This is a genomic window from Psychromonas sp. CNPT3, from assembly GCF_000153405.2.
In the GTDB taxonomy this organism is placed as follows: Bacteria; Pseudomonadota; Gammaproteobacteria; order Enterobacterales; family Psychromonadaceae; genus Psychromonas.
In genome coordinates this window covers 1,383,621-1,405,210 of the sequence record NC_020802.1, presented here as the reverse complement: position 1 = coordinate 1,405,210, position 21,590 = coordinate 1,383,621, and the positions used below count along the sequence as shown (strand labels likewise).

14 protein-coding genes are annotated in these 21,590 nt (G+C 37.6%); 6 read left to right on the top strand and 8 right to left on the bottom strand.

Going from position 1 to position 21,590, the window contains the following annotated elements:
* The first annotated feature begins 186 nt into the window (after positions 1-186).
* From PCNPT3_RS06175 to sppA, 6 genes are all read left to right on the top strand, one after another.
* On the top strand, positions 187-873 hold the full coding sequence (locus PCNPT3_RS06175) for a sensor histidine kinase (protein WP_015465010.1): 687 nt from the start codon (positions 187-189) through the stop codon (positions 871-873).
* A 115-nt stretch (positions 874-988) separates the two neighbouring features.
* Positions 989-1,768 (top strand): hypothetical protein, encoded by a 780-nt coding sequence (locus tag PCNPT3_RS06170; RefSeq protein WP_015465009.1) that lies wholly within the window; start codon positions 989-991, stop codon positions 1,766-1,768.
* 162 nt (positions 1,769-1,930) lie between these two features.
* Entirely contained in the window at positions 1,931-2,320 is a 390-nt protein-coding gene (locus PCNPT3_RS06165; RefSeq protein ID WP_015465008.1) for a TraR/DksA family transcriptional regulator, read from the top strand.
* Positions 2,321-2,459: 139 nt separating this feature from the next.
* Positions 2,460-4,136 (top strand): S16 family serine protease, encoded by a 1,677-nt coding sequence (locus PCNPT3_RS06160; RefSeq protein WP_015465007.1) that lies wholly within the window; start codon positions 2,460-2,462, stop codon positions 4,134-4,136.
* 65 nt (positions 4,137-4,201) lie between these two features.
* Positions 4,202-4,741, top strand: coding sequence for a bifunctional 3-hydroxydecanoyl-ACP dehydratase/trans-2-decenoyl-ACP isomerase (fabA, locus tag PCNPT3_RS06155; protein WP_015465006.1), 540 nt, complete (start codon positions 4,202-4,204; stop codon positions 4,739-4,741).
* A gap of 75 nt (positions 4,742-4,816) precedes the next feature.
* Positions 4,817-6,667 carry a signal peptide peptidase SppA gene (sppA, locus tag PCNPT3_RS06150; RefSeq protein WP_015465005.1) on the top strand — a complete coding sequence of 617 codons (1,851 nt, stop codon included), beginning with the start codon at positions 4,817-4,819 and terminating at the stop codon, positions 6,665-6,667.
* A gap of 60 nt (positions 6,668-6,727) precedes the next feature.
* On the opposite strand, the gene PCNPT3_RS06145 is transcribed toward sppA, so the two are convergent.
* From PCNPT3_RS06145 to fabB, 8 genes are all read right to left on the bottom strand, one after another.
* Positions 6,728-8,116 (bottom strand): SLC13 family permease, encoded by a 1,389-nt coding sequence (locus tag PCNPT3_RS06145; protein ID WP_015465004.1) that lies wholly within the window; start codon positions 8,114-8,116, stop codon positions 6,728-6,730.
* A 397-nt stretch (positions 8,117-8,513) separates the two neighbouring features.
* Positions 8,514-9,803, bottom strand: a complete 1,290-nt coding sequence (locus PCNPT3_RS06140) for an NAD(P)/FAD-dependent oxidoreductase (protein ID WP_015465003.1) — start codon at positions 9,801-9,803, stop codon at positions 8,514-8,516.
* Between the two features lie 403 nt (positions 9,804-10,206).
* Positions 10,207-10,752, bottom strand: coding sequence for an alpha/beta hydrolase YcfP (ycfP, locus tag PCNPT3_RS06135; protein WP_015465002.1), 546 nt, complete (start codon positions 10,750-10,752; stop codon positions 10,207-10,209).
* A 63-nt stretch (positions 10,753-10,815) separates the two neighbouring features.
* Positions 10,816-11,829, bottom strand: coding sequence for a beta-N-acetylhexosaminidase (gene nagZ, locus PCNPT3_RS06130; RefSeq protein WP_041771446.1), 1,014 nt, complete (start codon positions 11,827-11,829; stop codon positions 10,816-10,818).
* Between the two features lie 170 nt (positions 11,830-11,999).
* Positions 12,000-17,909, bottom strand: a complete 5,910-nt coding sequence (locus PCNPT3_RS13525; protein ID WP_015465000.1) for a FimV/HubP family polar landmark protein — start codon at positions 17,907-17,909, stop codon at positions 12,000-12,002.
* Positions 17,910-18,036: 127 nt separating this feature from the next.
* The gene (locus PCNPT3_RS06120; protein ID WP_015464999.1) at positions 18,037-19,050 is read right to left on the bottom strand and encodes an aspartate-semialdehyde dehydrogenase; all 1,014 of its coding nucleotides are present in this window, start codon (positions 19,048-19,050) and stop codon (positions 18,037-18,039) included.
* Positions 19,051-19,073: 23 nt separating this feature from the next.
* Positions 19,074-20,189, bottom strand: a complete 1,116-nt coding sequence (locus tag PCNPT3_RS06115; protein WP_015464998.1) for a 4-phosphoerythronate dehydrogenase — start codon at positions 20,187-20,189, stop codon at positions 19,074-19,076.
* Positions 20,190-20,263: 74 nt separating this feature from the next.
* The gene (gene fabB / locus PCNPT3_RS06110; protein ID WP_015464997.1) at positions 20,264-21,481 is read right to left on the bottom strand and encodes a beta-ketoacyl-ACP synthase I; all 1,218 of its coding nucleotides are present in this window, start codon (positions 21,479-21,481) and stop codon (positions 20,264-20,266) included.
* Between the last annotated feature and the right edge of the window lie 109 nt (positions 21,482-21,590).

The window sequence follows — 21,590 nt, the reverse complement described above, 5'->3', positions numbered from 1 at the left end:
ATTCGGTTATAATAGCGATAAAAGCGATCTGCCTCGCATTGTCCACTTTATCACTTGCCCATTGTGCTTCCCTGTTTAAGAATAGAGGCATGATCTCTTTTGTTTTTCTCTTTATTATTAAAAATAAAAAGATATTAACCTATACTCAAAATTTAATCGGCTTAAAGTATGCCAATGGACTGTGTAATGACTAAAACCAAGCACTTAGATTTTAATACCATTTTAGCGACCACCACACATGACATGAAAAACTCATTGTTTATTTTATTACAATCGATTGAAAACCTTAATCTCGCAGATAACTTAACCGTCGCGCAGCATCAAGATTTTGCGGCCTTACATTATCAAGCGACACGTATTAATAGCACATTGATCCAATTACTGGCTTTATATCGAGACGAAAAACAACAATTACCGGTCTTTATTGAAGAAAATTCCATTCGTGACATTTTAGAAGATGTCATGGAAAGAAACAGACTCTCTATCAATAGCCAACACAAAAAAATTATCCTTTGTGTTGATGATGATCTTAATGCTTACTTTGACAGTGATCTTATCACCTATTTACTCAGTGATATTTTTATTAATGCATTACGTTATAGTCATCAACGTATTACCTTACGTGCTTTTATTAAAACACCTTATATTGTTATTGAAATTGAAGATGATGGCGAAGGTTATCCAGAGAATATGCTACGCTTTAATGACTTTGAAAACATGCCTTTTAATGCATCCACAGGACGAAGTGGCTTGGGGCTTTTATTTGCACAACGCATTGCAGCCGAACATAAAAACAAAAACTTAGAAGGCTACATTACATTAAAAAACAAAGAGCAAGGTGGCGGTATATTTAGCCTGTTTTTACCTGAATAAAGCACTTGAAATGCTACGGCGGTATACACATAATATATTAACGTAATTAATTTTATTTAATTCGTTGAATTTTTACCGTAATATAGCTCCTATTCCTTTTTTATTTTGAGATTTTATGTTATTTACAATTATTTTTTCCTTAGTGGGTTTACTACTCTTTGTTGTGATCGGCTACAACATAGTGCAACAATATAAGCAAAAAATAGAAACTGAACGTCGTCTCGCCATCAGTAAACAGCGCGCCGTGATTACTGAAGTTGATGAGTTGCTTTTAAATGCGACACGTATGCCTTTTAGCAAATCATTATTGCTTATTTTACAACATCGCATCAAAAATGCTCTTATACTCATGTTATCAACATCTTCTGAGCATGCAGGAGCCATTAAAAGCCACCTATCTAATACAGATGCACAAATTCAGCAATTACGCAGTAATTACACTCCTCCAGATGAGAGTGTTTTTAGAGCACCGAAAAATGACAAAGAAGCCCTTGCCTTATTACAAGTCACTAAAAAAATCCGTGCGGTTATTCGCTCTGAGCATGCAAAGGGTAAAATCAGCACCGAAATTTTTGTTGCTGAAGATCACCGTTTAGAAATGATGCAATTAAAAATCAACATCGAAAATAGCTTAAAACGTATTCTAGAATCTAAAGAAAACAAACAATACGGTAGCGCCAATCAAATGATTAATAAATTAATCAAAATATTGTCTTCAATTACCGATAAAGACAGTTATCTGAGTGCTAAACAAACGCAATTATTAGAGCTAAAATCGGAAATAAAAGCAGCGCTTCTTGAAACAAACGATAAAGAACTGCAAGCCATTAAAGATCGTGACGCCGAAAAACAAAATGATCTTGATGTTATCTTCCAAGACAAGAAAAAATGGTAACAACTTTAATACCCAGAAATGGGTATTAATTACTCTCATAACGCTGATCCATATCAACTCTTTACATATCCATTAATTATAACCGCTACTCTTTGACTTAAATCATAGAACGTCAGTAATGACGCTCTATGATAAGTGATCTGTTCATTCTGAGATCACACAATGTCACCACTTAACGAAAGCCAGCTCGCCACATTTAAACATGGCCTATTAATACGTCTAAATTTACAGCGGCTCAATATAATTGATTTATTAATTACATTGCCTAGCTCAGATTGCACTAAAACAGAAAAAGAACTGGCTTTATTTTCTTGTGAAGATCTCATTTTGATCAGTAAAGATATCGATCTTAAAGCCCTTAAAGATAAAATTAAAAGCCTTAAAAAAATTGATGCTGCATTAAGTAACTTACATCTCGGTATGTTTGGTTTATGCTCCGATTGCGAAGAAGAGATTGAATTAGAAAGATTAAAAGAAGATGCAACACAACAACGTTGCCAGCACTGCGCTGAAAAATATAATAAACAACACTTTAAGCAATACCTTCTATAAGTGTTAACAATCATAAAAGAAAAACGATCATGCACAGCGATGCAACCTGCATAATAATCAGTATTTAGAGCATACTGATTGCATCCTTCCCTGCAAGCCTTATAATGTCTCACTTAATCAGCCTTTTAGAGTTATCACATTGCCGACAACAAATTTAATTTCTGAGCCTATACCCGCCAACGCAGTATTAGCGAAACCCCTTTGCGTTTCTAAATGTAGCGTTGATTTTAGTGCGGTACTTAACCAATCGCCCGCTTCAAATGCAACGTGGTTATCTCTTTTTCCGATCGTCACGCAAGTTATCAAACATTTCTTGCAACTGCCTCATCCTTTATTATTCCTAAATGCGACGCATTGGCAGGCGGCCCTCGCGGTTCTCAAAGGTAGCTACCCCGATAACACTAAATCGCTAGCATTACAAAATTACAACCAACAAACGCTTTTTGGACGCCTTAACTTAACGAAGCAAGATAGTTTTGACTTCCAACCCGGCGTAATAGAAAAACTTGATTCGGGTATTTTAACCTTACATATAAGCCCTCTGCTTTCGTCTCCTGAACTGTGGTTTTTGCTTAAATCTTTTTTGATTAATAAAACATTACCCCCCACTTCTGCCGTTAATGCCAATAAATATAAAGGTAGCTATAGCGATGCGCCGGTTAAAAAAATACAGACCAAAATCGTTTTGGTCTGTACACGCTATCAGTTAGATGAATTACAACTTCTCGATCCAGAGTATCATCAAGTCGATGCACTTTTTACCGAGTTATCCGGCTCTATTGCCGTCAATGATAAAAATATTCATGCTCTTAAAATTTATTGTCAGCAACTAATAAACGATTTAAAATTACAGCCGTTAACCGATCCGGCATTTTCTTTGTTATTTAACTACCTGAGTCAAGCAACTGAGCATCAAAAAAAGTTATTATTTTCACCGGCTTTTATAGAAGAGTTACTGCGCTACGCACAAATTTTTGCGCCAAAAAACCAGCCATTAGAGGCGACACATTTACAACAAGCTTTTGACATACAAATGAAACCGCGATCTCTTGCTCAAGATTTTAGTGAACAGGCTCTCGTTGAAAAACAAGTCAACATACAATTAGCAGAAAGCGTGATTGGACAAATCAACGGACTTGCCGTCGTTGAATTATTGGGTTACCCCACGGAATTTGGTGAGATATTTCGACTTTCAGCCAGTGAAATGATCGGTGATGGCGAAATTGTAGATGTAGAGCGCAAAGTGGAGCTTGCCGGGAATATTCATGCTAAAAGTTTTTTAGTCGTACAAGGCTATGTTAATCACTTCTTTACACATGTGCAGAATTTCCCTCTTTCATGTAATGTGGTCTTTGAACAATCTTATCAAGAAAGTGACGGCGACAGTGCATCTCTTGCGACCTTACTTGCCGTCACCTCTTGTTACGCTCTACAACCTATCAAACAAGATTTATTTGTAACGGGAGCGCTCGATCAACATGGTAATGTGTTACCTATTGGTGGCATCAACCAAAAAATACAAGCGGTCACCCGCCTCTTTGACTTAGGTCTATTAGACAGCAGTGTTTGCATTTTAATACCGCGCGCTAATCAAATAAATTTAACTCTCGATCCACAAACGTTACAATTAATTAAACAGAAGAAGATTAATATCTACCCTATTTCACATTGTGAAGAAGCCTTTCCTTATGCTTTGCAATGTAGCTTTAAGGACGTGCTATCATTGATCAATCAACGCATTGATTTTTTACAAAAAAATGATTTAGATGACAGTGGAAAAAGCCTGTTATCTCGCTGTATATCACTATTTCGTTGATTGTTGATTGCCTGTCCTATAAAGTACAACACATTATTTTTTACCCTTAATAAAGAAAAGAGATCATGACAAAAACTATATCACAGAAAGAATTAGGCATTAATGCTTACGAAAAAGCCGATTTAGTAAAATGTGGCCATGGTGAATTATTTGGTAAAGGCAACTGTCTTTTACCTATCGATAAAATGTTAATGCTAGATCGTATTATCACCATCACCAGTGATGGCGGTGAATTTGGTAAAGGTGAAATCGTTGCCGAACTTGATATTGATAAAGCACTATGGTTTTTTGAATGCCATTTCCCTGGCGACCCTGTTATGCCAGGTTGCCTAGGCTTAGATGCGATGTGGCAACTTGTTGGTTTCTTCCTTGGTTGGAGTGGTGGTCCGGGTAAAGGACGCGCTTTAGGTGTCGGTAATGTTAAATTTACAGGTCAGGTTCTGCCGACTGCAAAAAAAGTCACTTATCGTATTACGATGAAACGCGTGATCATGCGCCGTTTAGTGATGGGTATTGCAGATGGTACCGTAGAAGTCGATGGTAAAGTTATCTACCGCGCTGAAGATTTAAAAGTGGGCCTTTTTGTCGACACCGATAACTTCTAAATCCTCTTTGGACATTTATTTTAAAAGCACTGCATAGCAATATACAGTGCTTTTTTATTTTAAGGATATGTCATCATGAAAACGTTATGCACTGCATTTCAATATATCGCTAAAATCATCAACATTACTCGTCTGTTTTTTTTAAACAGTATTTTTATACTCGTCATCATCGGTTTATTGTTTCTTTTAAATCAAAGCCCAAACGAAGCTGAAATTAATAACAATAGTATTTTAACCCTTAATTTTTCTGGGCGGATTGTGGAGCAGAAAACGCCAAAAGAATTCAGCGATGAAATATCTAAGCAACTGTTTTCCTCTGAACAAACACAGCAAGAGTATCAAGTTGATGACATCATAAACAGCATTCATCACGCTCAAAACGATCCTAAAATAACAGCAATCCTACTGCAACTTGATGATCTTCAATCTGCAAGCCTTAATCAAATTATGGATATTGGCGCAGCCTTAAATCAGTTTAAAACCAGTAATAAACCCGTTATTGCTAGCGCAGATAATTATTCGCAAATTCAATACTTATTAGCCAGTTATGCCGATAATATTGCGCTGGATCCACAGGGCATTGTCTATCTTCCGGGGTTTTCGGTTTACCGTCTATATTTCAAAGACGCACTCGATAAATTATTGATCACACCACATATTTTTAAAGTGGGTACTTATAAATCTTTTGTTGAACCTTTTACTCAAAATCATATGTCCGCACAAAGTAAAGACGCAAATGAGCGTTGGTTAGGACAATTATGGCAAACTTATATTCAAACCGTGCTCAGTCAGCGTAAAGACAATAAAAAAATTAATGCTCAATCTATCTCGCCAAAAATCGCAGCACTTAAAATAGCCTTCAAAAAAGCCAAAGGTGATAGCGCGCTTTATGCATTACAAGTCGGCCTCGTCGATGACTTAACCAGCACGGATGATGTTTTAAACGCACTTAAAAAAGACGCTAAGCAGGCGGGCAATAAATTAACATTCTTGGATTATGAAGTTTACCAACAACACGTTATCAGTAACAACGCAGAAACGAATCAAGAAGATATCATTGCTTTGATCCACGGAAGTGGTGAAATAATTAATGGAGAATCTAATAATAGCGTGATGGCAGGCCAAAGCTTTAGTCAGTTATTACAAGATGCATTGGACAACAAACGCGTTAAAGCCGTTGTTATTCGCTTAGATAGTCCCGGTGGTAGCGCCACAGCCTCTGAAAAGATTCGTCAAAAAGTGTTAGCATTAAAAAAATCAGGTAAAAAAGTCGTTATCTCTATGGCAAGTGTCAGCGCCTCGGGTGGTTATTGGATTGCCTCGGCGGCCGATCATATCGTCGCTTATCCAACAACGTTAACGGGATCTATTGGTATTTTTGCACTTTATGCCAGCGCAGAAAAGGCGCTTAACAAACTGGGTATTTACAATGATGGGGTTGGCACAGCCCCACTTTCAGGTTTAGATCCGACACGTGCCCTTGATAAAGATATTGCCGATTTACTACAAATGGCAATCGAACACGGCTACCAACAATTTTTAACGGTAGTCAGTGAAGGTCGACATATGTCAGTAGAAGACGTTGATAAGATAGCCCAAGGACGCGTGTGGACAGGCACTGATGCAAAACGATTAGGACTGGTTGATCAGCTCGGAAATTTAGAAGATGCCATCAAAAAAGCAGCACAATTGGCAAAACTTGATAGTTATCAGGTTAAATCTATTCAAATGAAATTATCCCCTGTTGAACAGATGTTTAATGATGTTTTTGCTCAAGGTGTACAGTTAATAACGCCTCAACCGTTACTTAACAGCCCAATATTAAAAACACTGCAAAGCCTACAAAGCCAAACAGAGATTTTTACACGCATGAATGATCCTCAAAGCCGTTATGCTTACTGCTCCATGTGCATTATTAACCATTAATAGTTTGCTGTATTTTCTAGCATCTTTTATCCGCTAGAAAATACAGCCCCACCTTCGTACTTATAACCAGAATATACGTGCAAATACACTTAATACCACAATACACATCACATTTAAGTACAGCCCTACACGCATCATTTCTTTTTGCTTAATATAACCGGTCGCAAAAACCAAAGCATTCGGGGGCGTTGCTACAGGTAACATAAATGCACATGAGGCCGAGATAGCAATAATGGCAGATAATATAACAGGGGATATACCAAGCTCATGTGCGACACCTGCAAAAACAGGAATGAGGAGTGCAGCACAGGCTGTATTACTCGCAACTTCGGTCAAAAACACCACAAAGGTAAGGATGGCTAATATTGTTACAAATAAACCGACTGTTGATAATAAGCTACTTAACTGCTCCGCTAAAAAAACACTAGTGCCCGTTACTTTAAGAATATTACTCAGACATATTCCACCACCAAAAAGCAGTAACACGCCCCAATCCGTTGTTTTTTCTATGTCTTTCCAATGAACTACGCGGGCAAAACTGAGTAAGATAATGGCAAGTAATGCCACTAAAGTATCAAATTTTGAAAAGCCACCCAACATATTATTAATAGGTTTACTAAATATCCATAAAAATACTGTTAAAGCAAAAATAGCAAGGGTAACCACTTTTCCTTTATCCCAAGAAATGGGGGTATGATCTAATTCAAAAACATCACTCAGATCTGGACGCAATAAAAAATACAAAACAGTCAGAGTAAGGGGTAATAATATTAAAGAGATAGGGACACCAAAAGACATCCACTCTATAAAATTAAGCTTCGCCTCTACCGCTGCAATGGCATTCGGAGGACTACCCACAATCGTTGCGATGCCACCAATACTGGCACAATAGGCGATCCCTAAAAGAACAAAAACATAGGTATTATGTCCGCTCTTTTTATTTACTTTACTTAAAACACCTAATACCAGGGGTAACATCATCGCAGTAGTTGCAGTATTGCTTATCCACATAGACAGTCCTGCCGTCACGCCAAATAACATGAAGACGGCGGTGCTCATCTTACCTTTGGCCAGCACTAAAACTTTATCTGCTATTGCTTGATCTAAGGCTTGACGATGCATAGCAGCTGCCAGCGCAAATCCGCCTAAAAACAGAAAAATAATGGGATTGGAAAAACTACTTAGTGCAGTTTGTGTATCAAACACACCAAAAACAATCGCTAATACCGGCACCAGCAAGGCGGTAATACTAATGTGCAAGGCTTCTGTTAACCATAAAATAGCGATAAAAATAAGTAAACTTAAACCTAATACGACATCGCTCTCAAAGGGTAAAAAACGATATAAGACAGCAAATAATATAATATCAAAAATAATAATTATATTTTTACGATTAAAAAACCACTCTCGCGTATTTGTGGGCAGGACATTTTTATCGGTATTGTGCATATGTGGCCTTTAAAGTTAAGGATCAAATTTTATTATCACCAGAATATTAATTTAGTAAATATAAAGTACTCATTTTTGTAATGATATACACGCTTTATAGATCAAGGTTAAAGCTTAAGCACATTTCGATAAAACATCCCTAGTCACTTAAATATTTATATGTTACATAAAGTGTATTTTATTAACATAATGACAACGTAGCGAAATTGATAAGCTGGTTATTTAAAGTGATACAGTTACTTAAAAATCAATATGCAGTTAAATAATCAAATAAGAAACTGAAGGAAATAATATACGCCGTCGCTTTACACTTAAAATGCAAAAAGAGAAAGAAAAACATAAAAATCCGCTTCTCTTTCTCTTTTCGATTTATCTAAAAAGATAAGTCATCTATTTTCTAATGCAGTTTCAATCTCGGTCGTAATACACGATTTATTCTTCCCACTACCGTGATTAATATGGTGCGGAAATAACCATGTAAAGCAACTTGGTGCATACGATATAACGAGATATAAACCAAACGCGCAATACGCCCTTCAATTTTCATTGAGCCTTTCATCAAATTGCCCATTAAGCTACCTACTGTGCTGTAATTACTCAGAGACACTAACGAGCCATAATCGGTATATTTATATTCAACCAATGCTTTAGATTTTAAAGACGCTATAATATTTTTAGCAACAAGCGATGCCATTTGATGGGCAGATTGAGCGCGCGGAGGTACAAAACCACCTTTTGCTAAGGCGCAACTTGCACAATCACCAATCGCATAAATAGCATCATCCAGTGAGGTTTGTAACGTCGGTCTAACGATTAATTGATTAATTCTATTTGTCTCAAGCCCTGCTATATCTTTTAAGAAATTAGGCGCTTTAATGCCAGCAGCCCAAACGATAAGATCTGCTTCAATAAATTCACCTGATTTAGTCAGTAAGCCTTTTTCTGTTGCTTCAACAACCATCGTAGAAGTACGTACAGAAACACCCAATTTAGACAATTCTTGATGCGCAGACATGGATATACGCTCAGGCAATGCTGGCAGTATTTTCTCACCCGCTTCAACAAGGCTTACTTTTAAATCTTTAGGGTTAATATGCTCAAAACCATAGCTTGATACTTGCTCTAGTGCATTAAATAACTCAGCAGAGAGTTCAACACCCGTTGCGCCAGCTCCTACGATGGCAACACTTACTTGCTTCGTTTCTTGCATACACAATTGTAAATATTTATTTAACATCCGATGATGAAATTTCTTCGCTTGTTGGGGAGTATCTAAGAAAATACAATGCTCACTAACACCTTTAGTATTAAAGTCATTACTCACACTTCCCAATGCCATCACTAAAATATCATACTTTAGTTGGCTTTCTGGCAAAATAACCTTGCCATCATCTTCATCAATTAATTCTGCAATAAGGATCTGCTTACTCTGCCTATCGATGTTTTTAAGTTTACCTAACTTGAAATTAAAGGAATGGTTTTTAGCATGTGCGGGATAGCTTAAAGCATCAACCCCATCATCTAATGAGCCAGCTGCAACTTCATGTAATAAAGGTTTCCATAAGTGCGTTCTGTTTTTATCAACCAGCGTCACTTTTGCTTTGCCTTTTTTACCTAATTTATTACCCAATGTCGTTGCCAGTTCAAGTCCACCTGCACCACCACCTACAATTACAATATTTATCATCGAACACCCTTAAATTAAATTTACTTTCATTAACATTCCATAAAACGTTAACAAAAATAAACTTTTTTAGAAAACTTTAATCTAGATCACAAAATAATGTAATACACTTATAAATGCAATGCTTTTTCATCTGATCAGGAAAAAACATCGAAAACAGATAACTTTGAAGAAAGAATCTACTCGAAATAGGCTATGACAGGCTTATATCCTTGTTACCTCAAGGTAATTTTTAGAAATTTTAGGATATAGTTATAGGCGGAATATTACTTAAAGGAATAACTTTTCATCGATTGCAACGCTAAAGTGCTGTTAAAAGTCCCAAAAAATGCAACGCCTCGGGAGTATCTGGGATATATATCTACGCGGATGAAGATGAGATAGGCTAACTTAAAAGACCTTACCTTTATTTTTTAGCTAACTTAAATGTTTTTATACTTTGTAGGTGCTCAGAGATATCTTTAAATTTATGTCCCTGCTGCGTATCTAATATCATGGGATAATAAGCCGATAGCTCATGATCATCTAGCTTAATAGAGGTTTTATTATCGACAGTGGATAAAATACATAAGCATTGATGCGTATTTTTTTTGCGAAAGTCAGCGACACATTTACTTTTAATATCTAAATATTCTTCTGGCCATTCTATTTTTCCGACCATATTGTCTTCAGGGTATAAATTGGGATTAAAAATAACTTGCTTTATACCACACAAAAACCCAATGCGTTCACTCCAAAAACCGCCTAAACCGACACCACAAATTAAGGGGTGTTGATCATCGCTACTTTGTATATGTTTATGTACTTCTCCCAAAATATAACTCATATCATATTTAGGATGCACGGTGCTGTAATGAACAAAACGTACATCTGTATCGATAAACTTCAATTGCATTACTTTTTCATGGTTGCCTGGGCTTGTCGCATCGAAACCGTGTAGATAAATAATCATTAAAATTACCTCTCTTTATTCTATTGTTTTATTTTTAACTGTAATAAGTGCATTCATTCACATCTACATTGATGCCTTAAAAGACTCTAAATTATAATGATGTTTTTGCCATATAGTGTCATTTTTTAAGTTGTTTTTTTGTTTACTCTTTTTATAAGATAAACGCTCTATAGCAAACATCTCACTTTTATTAGTCACTTGCAAGTTATCTAAAATAGAAACAGCAGCATCAATATCATTGCACGCTAATATTAAATCGCAACCAGCATCGATCGCACTGCGCGCGCGATCGACATGATCACCCATAAAACTGGCTCCGTGCATAGAGAGATCATCACTAATGATCACACCTTTAAAGTTTAATTTTTGACGCAAGATAGTCTGTAACCAATATGTCGAAAAACCCGCCGGTTGTGAGTCACACTGTGGGTATAATACATGAGATGGCATCATCGCATCTAAGATCCCTTCTTCAATTAACAGCTTAAAAGGTAAAATATCTGCACTGAAAATCTCGTCTTTTGTACGTGAATCAACGGGTAAAGATATATGCGAGTCGGCTTTAACACTGCCATGACCAGGAAAATGTTTGGCCGTACAAGCCATGCCAGCTTGTTTCATGCCTTGAATATAAGCCCGCGCAAGTGTAGTGACATCCTGTGGAGAGGCAGAAAATGCACGCTGCCCAATCACATCTGAGATACCATTAAGATCAAGTACCGGTGCAAAGCTTAAATCAATATCACAAGCGATTAATTCACTTGCCATAATATAAGCACTGCTAAAAGCCAATTCTAAAGCTTTCTTTGGGGAGTTTAGTGCAAGTAGCGAGCCCGCCGAAGGTAATACTGTAAATTCATGTTTAAAGCGTTGTACTCGCCCCCCTTCATGATCAACCGCAATTAAAATATCATACTTAGCCGCTAAGCGGATTTGTGCAACCAATGATTTTAATTGTTTAATATCATAAAAATTTCGCGTAAATAAAATAACCCCTGCGACTAACGGATGTGCAAGAATTTCTCTGTCTAATATATCTAACTCACAACCTTTTACATCTAATATGAGTGGTCTCATCATTTCGTTACTCTCTAAACAAACCAAGCATACTGTATTATTGCAATGGCTCATGCATGCAATATTTTAGCTTTCTGGGAATTAAATTGAAGGAGTAGAGAATACACGTACCTCTACTCTACTTTTCGAACTATAAAACGATCACTTAATAATTATACCAATAGCCCTTATTAAGTTAACAAAGAAAGTAATTTAGCTATTTCCTTTTTTTTCTTTTTATCAGAGCATTCTTGTAATGATAATAATATTTTTTTAGCCCCTGCCTTATCATCTATTTCTAAATAAGCACGCGCCAAATCCAGTTGCGCATCGAGACCATTATCATCATTATCAACATCAACGCCCGTGTCACTATTTACAACATCAGGGAAACCATCTAAAGAAAAATCCAAATCTAATTCTGTATAAGGCTCTTCACTACTCTTTTTATTACTATCTTCTAATAATGTTTCTATATCGATAAAATTATTTTTGTCTCCTATTGGCTCAACTTTTGGTAAAGATGTATTTTCCTTAAATGCATTTTTACTCAATTGTTCTGCTAATAAATTATTATCATTCAAACTTTCATCAACAGCCTCTTGCATATCTGTCGCTACGACTGTATCCAGGCCAAAAAGCTCTTCTGTTAACTCTTTTATGCTCTTTTCTTGTGCATGAGTTTCAACAGTAGCGGCCCTCAAAGGAGGTTCCACAATTTCTTCTAAACTAAGCTCGTTTGTCTCTTTGTCCGTTGTAACTGAAGTCTCAGAAAACTCTTCAAGGCTAAGCTCATTAGTTAACGCTTCAAGTGTAGCTAGGTCTTGCGCATCACTCATTGCAAGCTCTTCTATGCGAAGTTCCTTTTCAGTAACAGCTAACTTTTCTAAACTGAGCTCATTTGTCTCTTTTTTAGCCTCTGGCGTAATAGACTCTTCAGAAAAGACCTCTGCTTCAACGTCTTCCAAAGCGACTAACTCTTCTAAACTAAGCTCATTTGTCTCTTCTTCAGTTTCTGCGGTAATAGACTCTTCAGAAAACACCTCAGCTCCAACTTCTTCCAAAGCAACTAACTCGTCTAAACTGAGATCACTTACCGACTCAACATCATCACTTAATGCATTGGTTAAGGCTTCAAGTTCTGCCATATCTTGCGCATCATTAGAAGCTGGCATGTCGACATCAACTTCGTCTGATGCTACTAACTCTTCTAAACTAAGCTCACTTGTTTCATCTTCTGTTTCCGTTGTAACTGGCTCTTCAATAGAGATCTCCGGTTCAACTTCATCTGATGCTACTAACTCTTCTAAACTGAGCTCACTTGTGTCTTCTTCTGTTGCAGTTGCCTGTTCTTCTGTTGAAGTTGTAACTGGCTCTTCAATAGAGATCTCAGCTTCAACTTCGTCTGATGCTACTAACTCTTCTAAACCAAGCTCACTTGTGTCTTCTTCTACTGCAGTTGCCTGTTCTTCTGTTGAAGTTGTAACTGGCTCTTCAATAGAGATCTCAGCTTCAACTTCGTCTGATGCTACTAACTCTTCTAAACCAAGCTCACTTGTGTCTTCTTCTACTGCAGTTGTTTCTTCTTCTGTGTCTGTTGTAACAGGCTCTTCAGCTGAAACTTCAACTTCATCCGATGCCACTACCTCTTCTAAACTAAGATCACTTTCCGACTCGACATCAACTTCTTCTGTTGCAGTTGCCTGTTCTTCTATTTCAGTTGTAACTGGCTCTTCAATAGAGATATCAGCTTCAACTTCATCCGATGCTACTAACTCTTCTAAACTAAGCTCACCTGTTTCATCTTCTGTTGTAGTTGCCTGTTCTTCTGTTTCAGTTATAACTGGCTCTTCGATAGAGATCTCAGGTTCAACTTCGTCGGTTGCAACTAGCTCTTCTAAACTAAGTTCACTTGTTTCATCTTCTGTATCTGTTGTAACTGGCTCTTCAGCCGAAACTTCAACTTCATCCGATGCCACTAACTCTTCTAAACTAAGCTCACCTGTTTCATCTTCTGTTGCAGTTGCCTGTTCTTCTGTGTCAGTTATAACTGGCTCTTCAATAGAGATCTCAGGTTCAACTTCGTCTGTTGCAACTAACTCTTCTAAACTAAGCTCACTTGTTTCATCTTCTGTTTCCGTTGTAACTGGCTCTTCAATAGAGATCTCAGGTTCAACTTCATCTGATGCTACTAACTCTTCTAAACTAAGCTCACTTGTTTCTTCTTCTGTTGCCGTTGTAACTGGCTCTTCAATAGAGATCTCAGATTCAACTTCGTCAGTTGCAACTAACTCTTCTAAACTGAGCTCACTTGTGTCTTCTTCTACTTCAGTTGCCTGTTCTTCTGTTGAAGTTGTAACTGGCTCTTCAATAGAGATCTCAGGTTCAACTTCGTCTGATGAAACCAACTCTTCTAAACTGAGCTCACTTGTATCTTCTTCTGTTGCAGTTGCCCGTTCTTCTGTGTCAGTTATAACTGGCTCTTCAGCAGAAACTTCAACTTCGTCTGTTGCTACTAACTCTTCTAAACTAAGCTCACTTGTTTCATCTTCTGTTTCCGTTGTAACTGGCTCTTCAGCCGAAACTTCAACTTCATCCGATGCCACTAACTCTTCTAAACTAAGCTCACTTGTGTCTTCTTCTGTGTCTGTTGTAACTGGCTCTTCAATAGAGATCTCAGGTTCAACTTCGTCTGATGCTACTAACTCTTCTAAACTAAGCTCACTTGTGTCTTCTTCTACTGCAGTTTTTTCTTCTTCTGTGTCTGTTGTAACAGGCTCTTCAGCTGAAACTTCAACTTCATCCGATGCCACTACCTCTTCTAAACTAAGATCACTTTCCGACTCGACATCAACTTCGTCTGATACAACCAACTCTTCTAAACTGAGCTCACTTGTGTCTTTTTCTATTTCAGGTGCCTGTTCTTCTGTATCTGTTGTAACTGGCTCTTCAGCCGAAACTTCAACTTCGTCTGTTGCTACTAACTCTTCTAAACTAAGCTCACCTGTTTCATCTTCTGTTGCAGTTGCCTGTTCTTCTGTTTCAGTTATAACTGGCTCTTCAATAGAGATCTCAGGTTCAACTTCGTCGGTTGCAACTAGCTCTTCTAAACTAAGTTCACTTGTTTCATCTTCTGTATCTGTTGTAACTGGCTCTTCAGCCGAAACTTCAACTTCGTCTGTTGCTACTAACTCTTCTAAACTAAGCTCACCTGTTTCATCTTCTGTTGCAGTTGCCTGTTCTTCTGTTTCAGTTATAACTGGCTCTTCAATAGAGATCTCAGGTTCAACTTCTTCGGATGCAACTAACTCTTCTAAACTAAGTTCACTTGTTTCTTCTTCTGTTGCAGTTGTAACTGGCTCTTCAGCAGAAACCTCAGCTTCAACTTCTTCTGATGTAACTAACTCTTCTAAACTAAGATCACCTGTTTCATCTTCTGTTGCAGTTGACTGTTCTTCTGTGTCCGTTGTAACTGGCTCTTCAGCCGAAACTTCAACTTCGTCTGTTGCAACTAACTCTTCTAAACTGAGTTCTCTTGTTTCTTCTTCTGTTGCAGTTGTAACTGGCTCTTCAATAGAGATCTCAGGTTCAACTTCATCCGATGCTACTAACTCTTCTAAACTGAGCTCACTTGTGTCTTCTTCTACTTCAGTTGCCTGTTCTTCTGTTGAAGTTGTAACTGGCTCTTCAATAGAGATCTCAGGTTCAACTTCTTCTGATGCAACTAACTCTTCTAAACTGAGATCACTTTCCGACTCAATATCATCACTGCTTAATGCATTGGTTAAGGCTTCAAGTTCTGCCATATCTTGCGCGTCATTAGAAGCAGGCATGTCGACATCAACTTCTTCTGATGAAACTAACTCATCTAAACTGAGCTCACTTGTGTCTTCTTCTGTTTCAGTTGTAACGGGCTCTTCAGCAGAAACCTCAGGTTCAACTTCTTCTGATGCAACTAACTCTTCTAAACTGAGATCACTTTCCGACTCAACATCATCACTGCTTAATGCATTGGTTAAGGCTTCAAGTTCTGCCATATCTTGCGCTTCATTAGAAGCAGGCATGTCGACATCAACTTCTTCTGATGAAACTAACTCATCTAAACTGAGCTCACTTGTGTCTTCTTCTGTTTCAGTTGTAACGGGCTCTTCCGCAGAAACCTCAGATTCAACTTCTTCTGATGAAACTAACTCTTCTAAACTCAGCTCATTTGTTTCTTCTTCTGTTGAAGTTGTAACTGGCTCTTCAGCCGAAACTTCGTCTGATGCTGCTAACGCTTCTAAACTGAGATCCTTTGTTTTGTCTTTCCCAGCAAGGGCTTCAATATCAAGGGGATCAGCTAGCACAGACTCTGTGACAATATCTTCAGATTCAAGTGTTTTTGAATCGACCGTTTCATCTGCACTTAATTGCTTCGGTTCTGCAAACTCTTCAAAACCTAAATCATTAGTCAGAGCCTCTAAAGTTGCCAAGTCTTGCGCTTCGGAGGATATTGCGTCTTGCTCGCTATCAGTAAGCCTTAATTCGCTTGCATCTTCAGATAAGATCAAATCGTCACTTGTATCAGCATCGACATCTTCATTCAGTTCAACAGGTTTTTCAGCATCTTTTTTAGTGGCGGCAGTTTGCTCAAGTGACTCATCAGCTTCCTTTAACGCTGAATTTCCAAGTTCACTACCTTCAGACTTTTTTACATCATCACCAAAGATGTCATCGATAAGTGAATCTGTTGGAGCCGGATCTTCTGATATTTGAGCTTCCCATTCAGCAGCCAGATCCAAGTTTGCTTGATCTGCAGCTGAAATGGGCTCTTCTTCTTCTAAATCGACCAGAGCTCCAATCCCAAACGGATCATCTTCTGAGGTTTCTACTTCACTTCCATCAAAATCAATTTCATCAATCAAATCTTCTTCGACTTTTACTTCACTCGTTTCTTGCTTCGGCTCTTCAACCTCATCATCAGCACTTAAATCTACGACATCAACGTCTGTTTCGCTACTATCCGACAATGCAACATCTTTGTTATTTTCTTCTGTGCTATTGTCCTCATTTATTTTTGCATCCTTTGTAAAATCAAGTTCAATATTGTCTTCGGCATCATCATCATCGTCGGTCAATAATTCATCAAATAATCCTTCAGATGTCTCCATTAATGTCGCAGTGGATTCTGCTAATTCTTGCTCTTCTTGGGCTAACTCTTTCTTATTACGCAAACGCATCATTAAAACGAGACCTGCGAGCAATAATAAAACGGGGGAGATGATCACCATGAGTAAGTGTGCTAATGATGATGTTATAAAACGTAATATCTCATTTAATATACCATCACCACTAAAAGCAGATTCAACTTTTGCGGCGAGTTGTTCTTCTAAATCATTAATTTTATCTTGTTTTTCTTGTACAAGTATTTTATCTGTTTCTATCTGCTCAATCAAAGTGTTCATTTGATCATACATCGGTTGCAATTTTAACTTAAGTCTTTGATTTGCTTCTTCACTTAACAAAAATTCTTCATTAATTATTTCTAATTCTGTCTGTAAACTTTCAATAAGAGCTAATGCTTCAGCTGATTTAGCAGTATTTTGTACGAGTGGTTTTACGATTTCTTTTTTAATAGGTAACGGCTGAATTTGAGGCTTTATGGGTGCTTGAATTGGTAATGTATTTTTTACTATTTTTATTTTTTCTTCTTTGATAACAACAATTGGAGCAATACTTTTTTTGATCACGGTAGGTGACGATCTTTTTACACTGTATTTATTAAGTAGGCGAGACGCTTCACGATTTGTTTGTGCTGATATCATCTCCAAACTTGGGATCATAATAATTGACTGTGGCAGAATTTGATTAATATTGCCGTCAGCAAATGCATTCGGATTTAGCTTATAAATTGCAGCTAAAGTTTGCAATACACTCACACTTTTATTGGGGCGCAATTTAGATGCTACCGCCCAAAGTGTTTCTACATTACTGATAGGCCCATATTGCTCTGTAGAAAGAGGTCGTTCTCCATTTGGGCCAATTAAAGTAATCGAGAAACTGGAAGGCGCCGATAATAATAAAGGAGAGCAAAAAATAATCGAAAGAAGAAAGCGCTTCATGATTGTTCCTTATGGAAGCTGTGAGATAATTCTCAATAATAAACTAGCTAAATTGATATCCAAAAAAAGTAAGGCTAGAATTGAGATCTAGCCCACTATAATTAAGCAGTTAATTTTATAAAGTATTCTAAATATGACTTCCAATCAATTTTTCTGCTACTTTGATTGCATTAGACGCGACACCAAAGTAAACATTATCTGCACAGATCCAAAGGTTTAAGCCACTTGCATCGCATAGATCTTGACGTAATCGCCCTATTTGAACACTATCATTACCCACTACATCTGTAATAATACTTGGGTAATCACACACTGATTTAACTAATGTTATCCCTTCACTATGATGCAAAGATTGTGCCACCTCTTCTAGATCAACCGGATAGTGTGTTTGTACATGCACTGATTGTGCACACCCATAAAACATCGGTACAACAACTTGCGTACTGGCAATCAAAATACTCGGATCGTTTAATAAGCGACGTACTTCATTAACTAAGCGTACTTCACTTAAACTGTGCCCATCATCATTAAACTCACCCACTTGAGGGAAAACATTAAAAGCAGTTTGTTGTGGAAATAATTTTGTTTCAATACTTTTGGCATTTAATAAACGCGCTGTTTCACCTGCAAGCGTCGTAACGCCGGCTTTACCCGCAACAGACACCGATTGATAACTTGAAACACTAATTCGCACTAAACCAATTTCTTGGTGTAATTGTTTCAGAGCTAAACATAATTGTGCAGATTCACTGCTCGGAATACTGATTTTATTACTGGCACTGAAACTTGAAAACCCAGTTTCATTAACGTCTACTTGTATCAAGGGCACATTTTCATCACTTAAAAACGCACCACTATTATCGATAACAACACAATGTTCGCTCGCTAATGGCGCCCATTTATTAGTCGTTTCAATATCCGTAAAAAAGAAGGCGATATCTATTTTTTGCCAATCAAAACCATCAATCTCTAATACGTCTACGGGTTTCCCAGAAAACATAACGGACGCATTGTCACTCTCACCTTCTGATAAAGGGAATATTTTTGCCACTGGAAAGTCACGTTGTGTTAATAAATCTAACGTTGCTTCAATTGCACCGTTTAAATCGCCAATAAGCGCGATATTGTATTCTGATTTCATTTTATTCCTTTATCTACTATACATTAGCTTTGTAAGCCAAGTGATTGTAATAATTGTGTTTGTTCAAACTCTGAATCTATTTTTAACGTCGATAATTCGCGACGTTCATTATAATTTTTGCGCATAGTATCAAAACCATCCGTTTGATCAATCATTTGTCGAAATAACGCATCATCTCGACGCACATCATAAACAAGATGCATTAATGTTTTACATAAAGATAAATCGAGTTTCCGAGTTAAAGCCACTTTTGTTATCTGTGCGGGTACTAAAAAATGCGAGGCACAATGTTGAACTATTAACGAAAAATGCTGACAAAAAGCCTGATATAACATTTCGGTTCCACGCGCTTTACCATCTAAACTATAACCTGCTATGTGTGGTGTGGCAATTTGTACATAATTTAATAATGCTTTATTAATTTTTGGCTCATTTTCCCAGACATCTAACACCAATGTTGGCATCAGTCCTTTTTTAGCTAAAGTAAGTAACGCATCATTGTCGATAATTTCACCGCGGGATGCATTTAACAATATTTGTTTTGTATTTAGTTTTTGCAACACGCGGCGATCAAACATATGCAAGGTAGGGAACTTACCCTCTTTGATTTTAGGTACATGCAAGCTGATGATATCCGCCTTTAATACCTCATCAAAACCACAAAATTTGCGAGTGTCTCCCGCCACTTCTAAAGGAGGATCATATAATTTACAGCGAAGCCCTAAAGCATTAAGCCGCTGATAAACAGCGCTACCGGTATTACCCGCCCCAACAATCGCCACACTTTTATCGGCAAGTTCAAATTGTTGTTGCTCTGCTAATACAAATAAACTGCTCAATATATATTCAGCCACAGATACTTTGTTGCAACCTGGCGCACTACTAAACCTTATTTTTCTTGATTGTAAATAACTTAAATCAATATGGTCGGTGCCAATAGTTGCTGTACCCACAAATTGTAAACACGTATTGAGATGTAATAATGCTTCATTAACTTGCGTAATAGAGCGCACTAATAAAATATCAGCATTCTTTAATTGCTCTGCACACACATCTCTTCCTGAGAAAAAATGTAAATTACCATGATCTGAAAAAAAATCACGCGCATAAGGAATATTTTCATCAATATAAATATTCACCGAGACATCTCCAATACGATTAAAACCTAAAAAGGAGCCTTAAGCTCCTTATTTTTCCAACTCTAACAAACACTTTATTTAGTAAAGCGTTTAAACACTAAAGTTGCGTTTGTTCCACCGAAACCAAAACTATTCGACATCACTATATTGAGTTTTGCTTCAATCGATTTATTTTTCACAATGGGTAAATTAACCGCTAATTCATCCAATACATCAATGTTAATTGATGGGGATATAAAGTTATGCTCCATCATGATCATTGAGAAAATGGCTTCATGTACACCCGCAGCACCTAAAGAATGGCCAGTTTGTGATTTTGTTGCACTGATTTTAGGTGCATCTAAACCAAACACTTCATTAATAGCGCCGAGCTCTTTAGTATCACCAACGGGTGTTGATGTACCATGCGTATTTAAGTAATCAACTTTACCATCGACTGTCGCTAATGCCTGACGCATACAGCGAACAGCACCTTCACCAGAGGGTGCAACCATGTCATAACCATCAGAGGTTGCGCCATAGCCAACGATTTCAGCATAGATTTTTGCACCACGTGCAAGTGCATGCTCTAATTCTTCAACAACAACCATACCGCCACCACCAGCGATAACAAAACCATCGCGTGCAGCATCATAAGTACGTGATGCTTTTTCTGGTGTGTCGTTGTATTTACTTGATAATGCACCCATTGCATCAAACTCACAGGCCATTGTCCAATCTAGTTCTTCACCGCCACCGGCAAAAACAATATCTTGTTTTCCAAGTTGGATTTGTTCCCATGCGTGACCAATACAATGCGCACTGGTTGCACATGCACTGCTCATTGAATAGTTGATGCCTTTAATTTTAAAAGGTGTCGCTAAACAAGCAGAGGTTGTGCTCGCCATCGTGCGAGGCACCATATAAGGGCCCACTCGGCGTACGCCTTTTGTTTTCATGATTTCAGCAGCTGCAACTTGGTTAAGCGAAGATGCCCCACCTGATCCTGCCACGATACCCGTTCGCTCATTAGATACTTGATCGTCAGTCAAACCCGCATCATCAATCGCTTGTTGCATTGCAATATAAGTATATGCAGCAGCATCGCCCATAAAACGCAACGCTTTACGATCGATATGATCTTTAGGCACAATATCAACCGCGCCCCAAACTTGGCTACGCATTTTCATCTCAGCAAATTGCTCAGAAAATGTAATGCCAGATTGACCACTTTTAAGGGAAGCTAAAACTTCTTCTTTATTGTTACCAATACTAGAAACAATACCCATACCTGTTATTACTGCTCTTTTCATCATTAAACCTTTATTGCTTGGGGAACTAGTCATACAATGGCTAAAATAATTACATTCAAGCTCATTGATTTCAAATATAAAAATATCATCGCATAGAATAGGAAATATA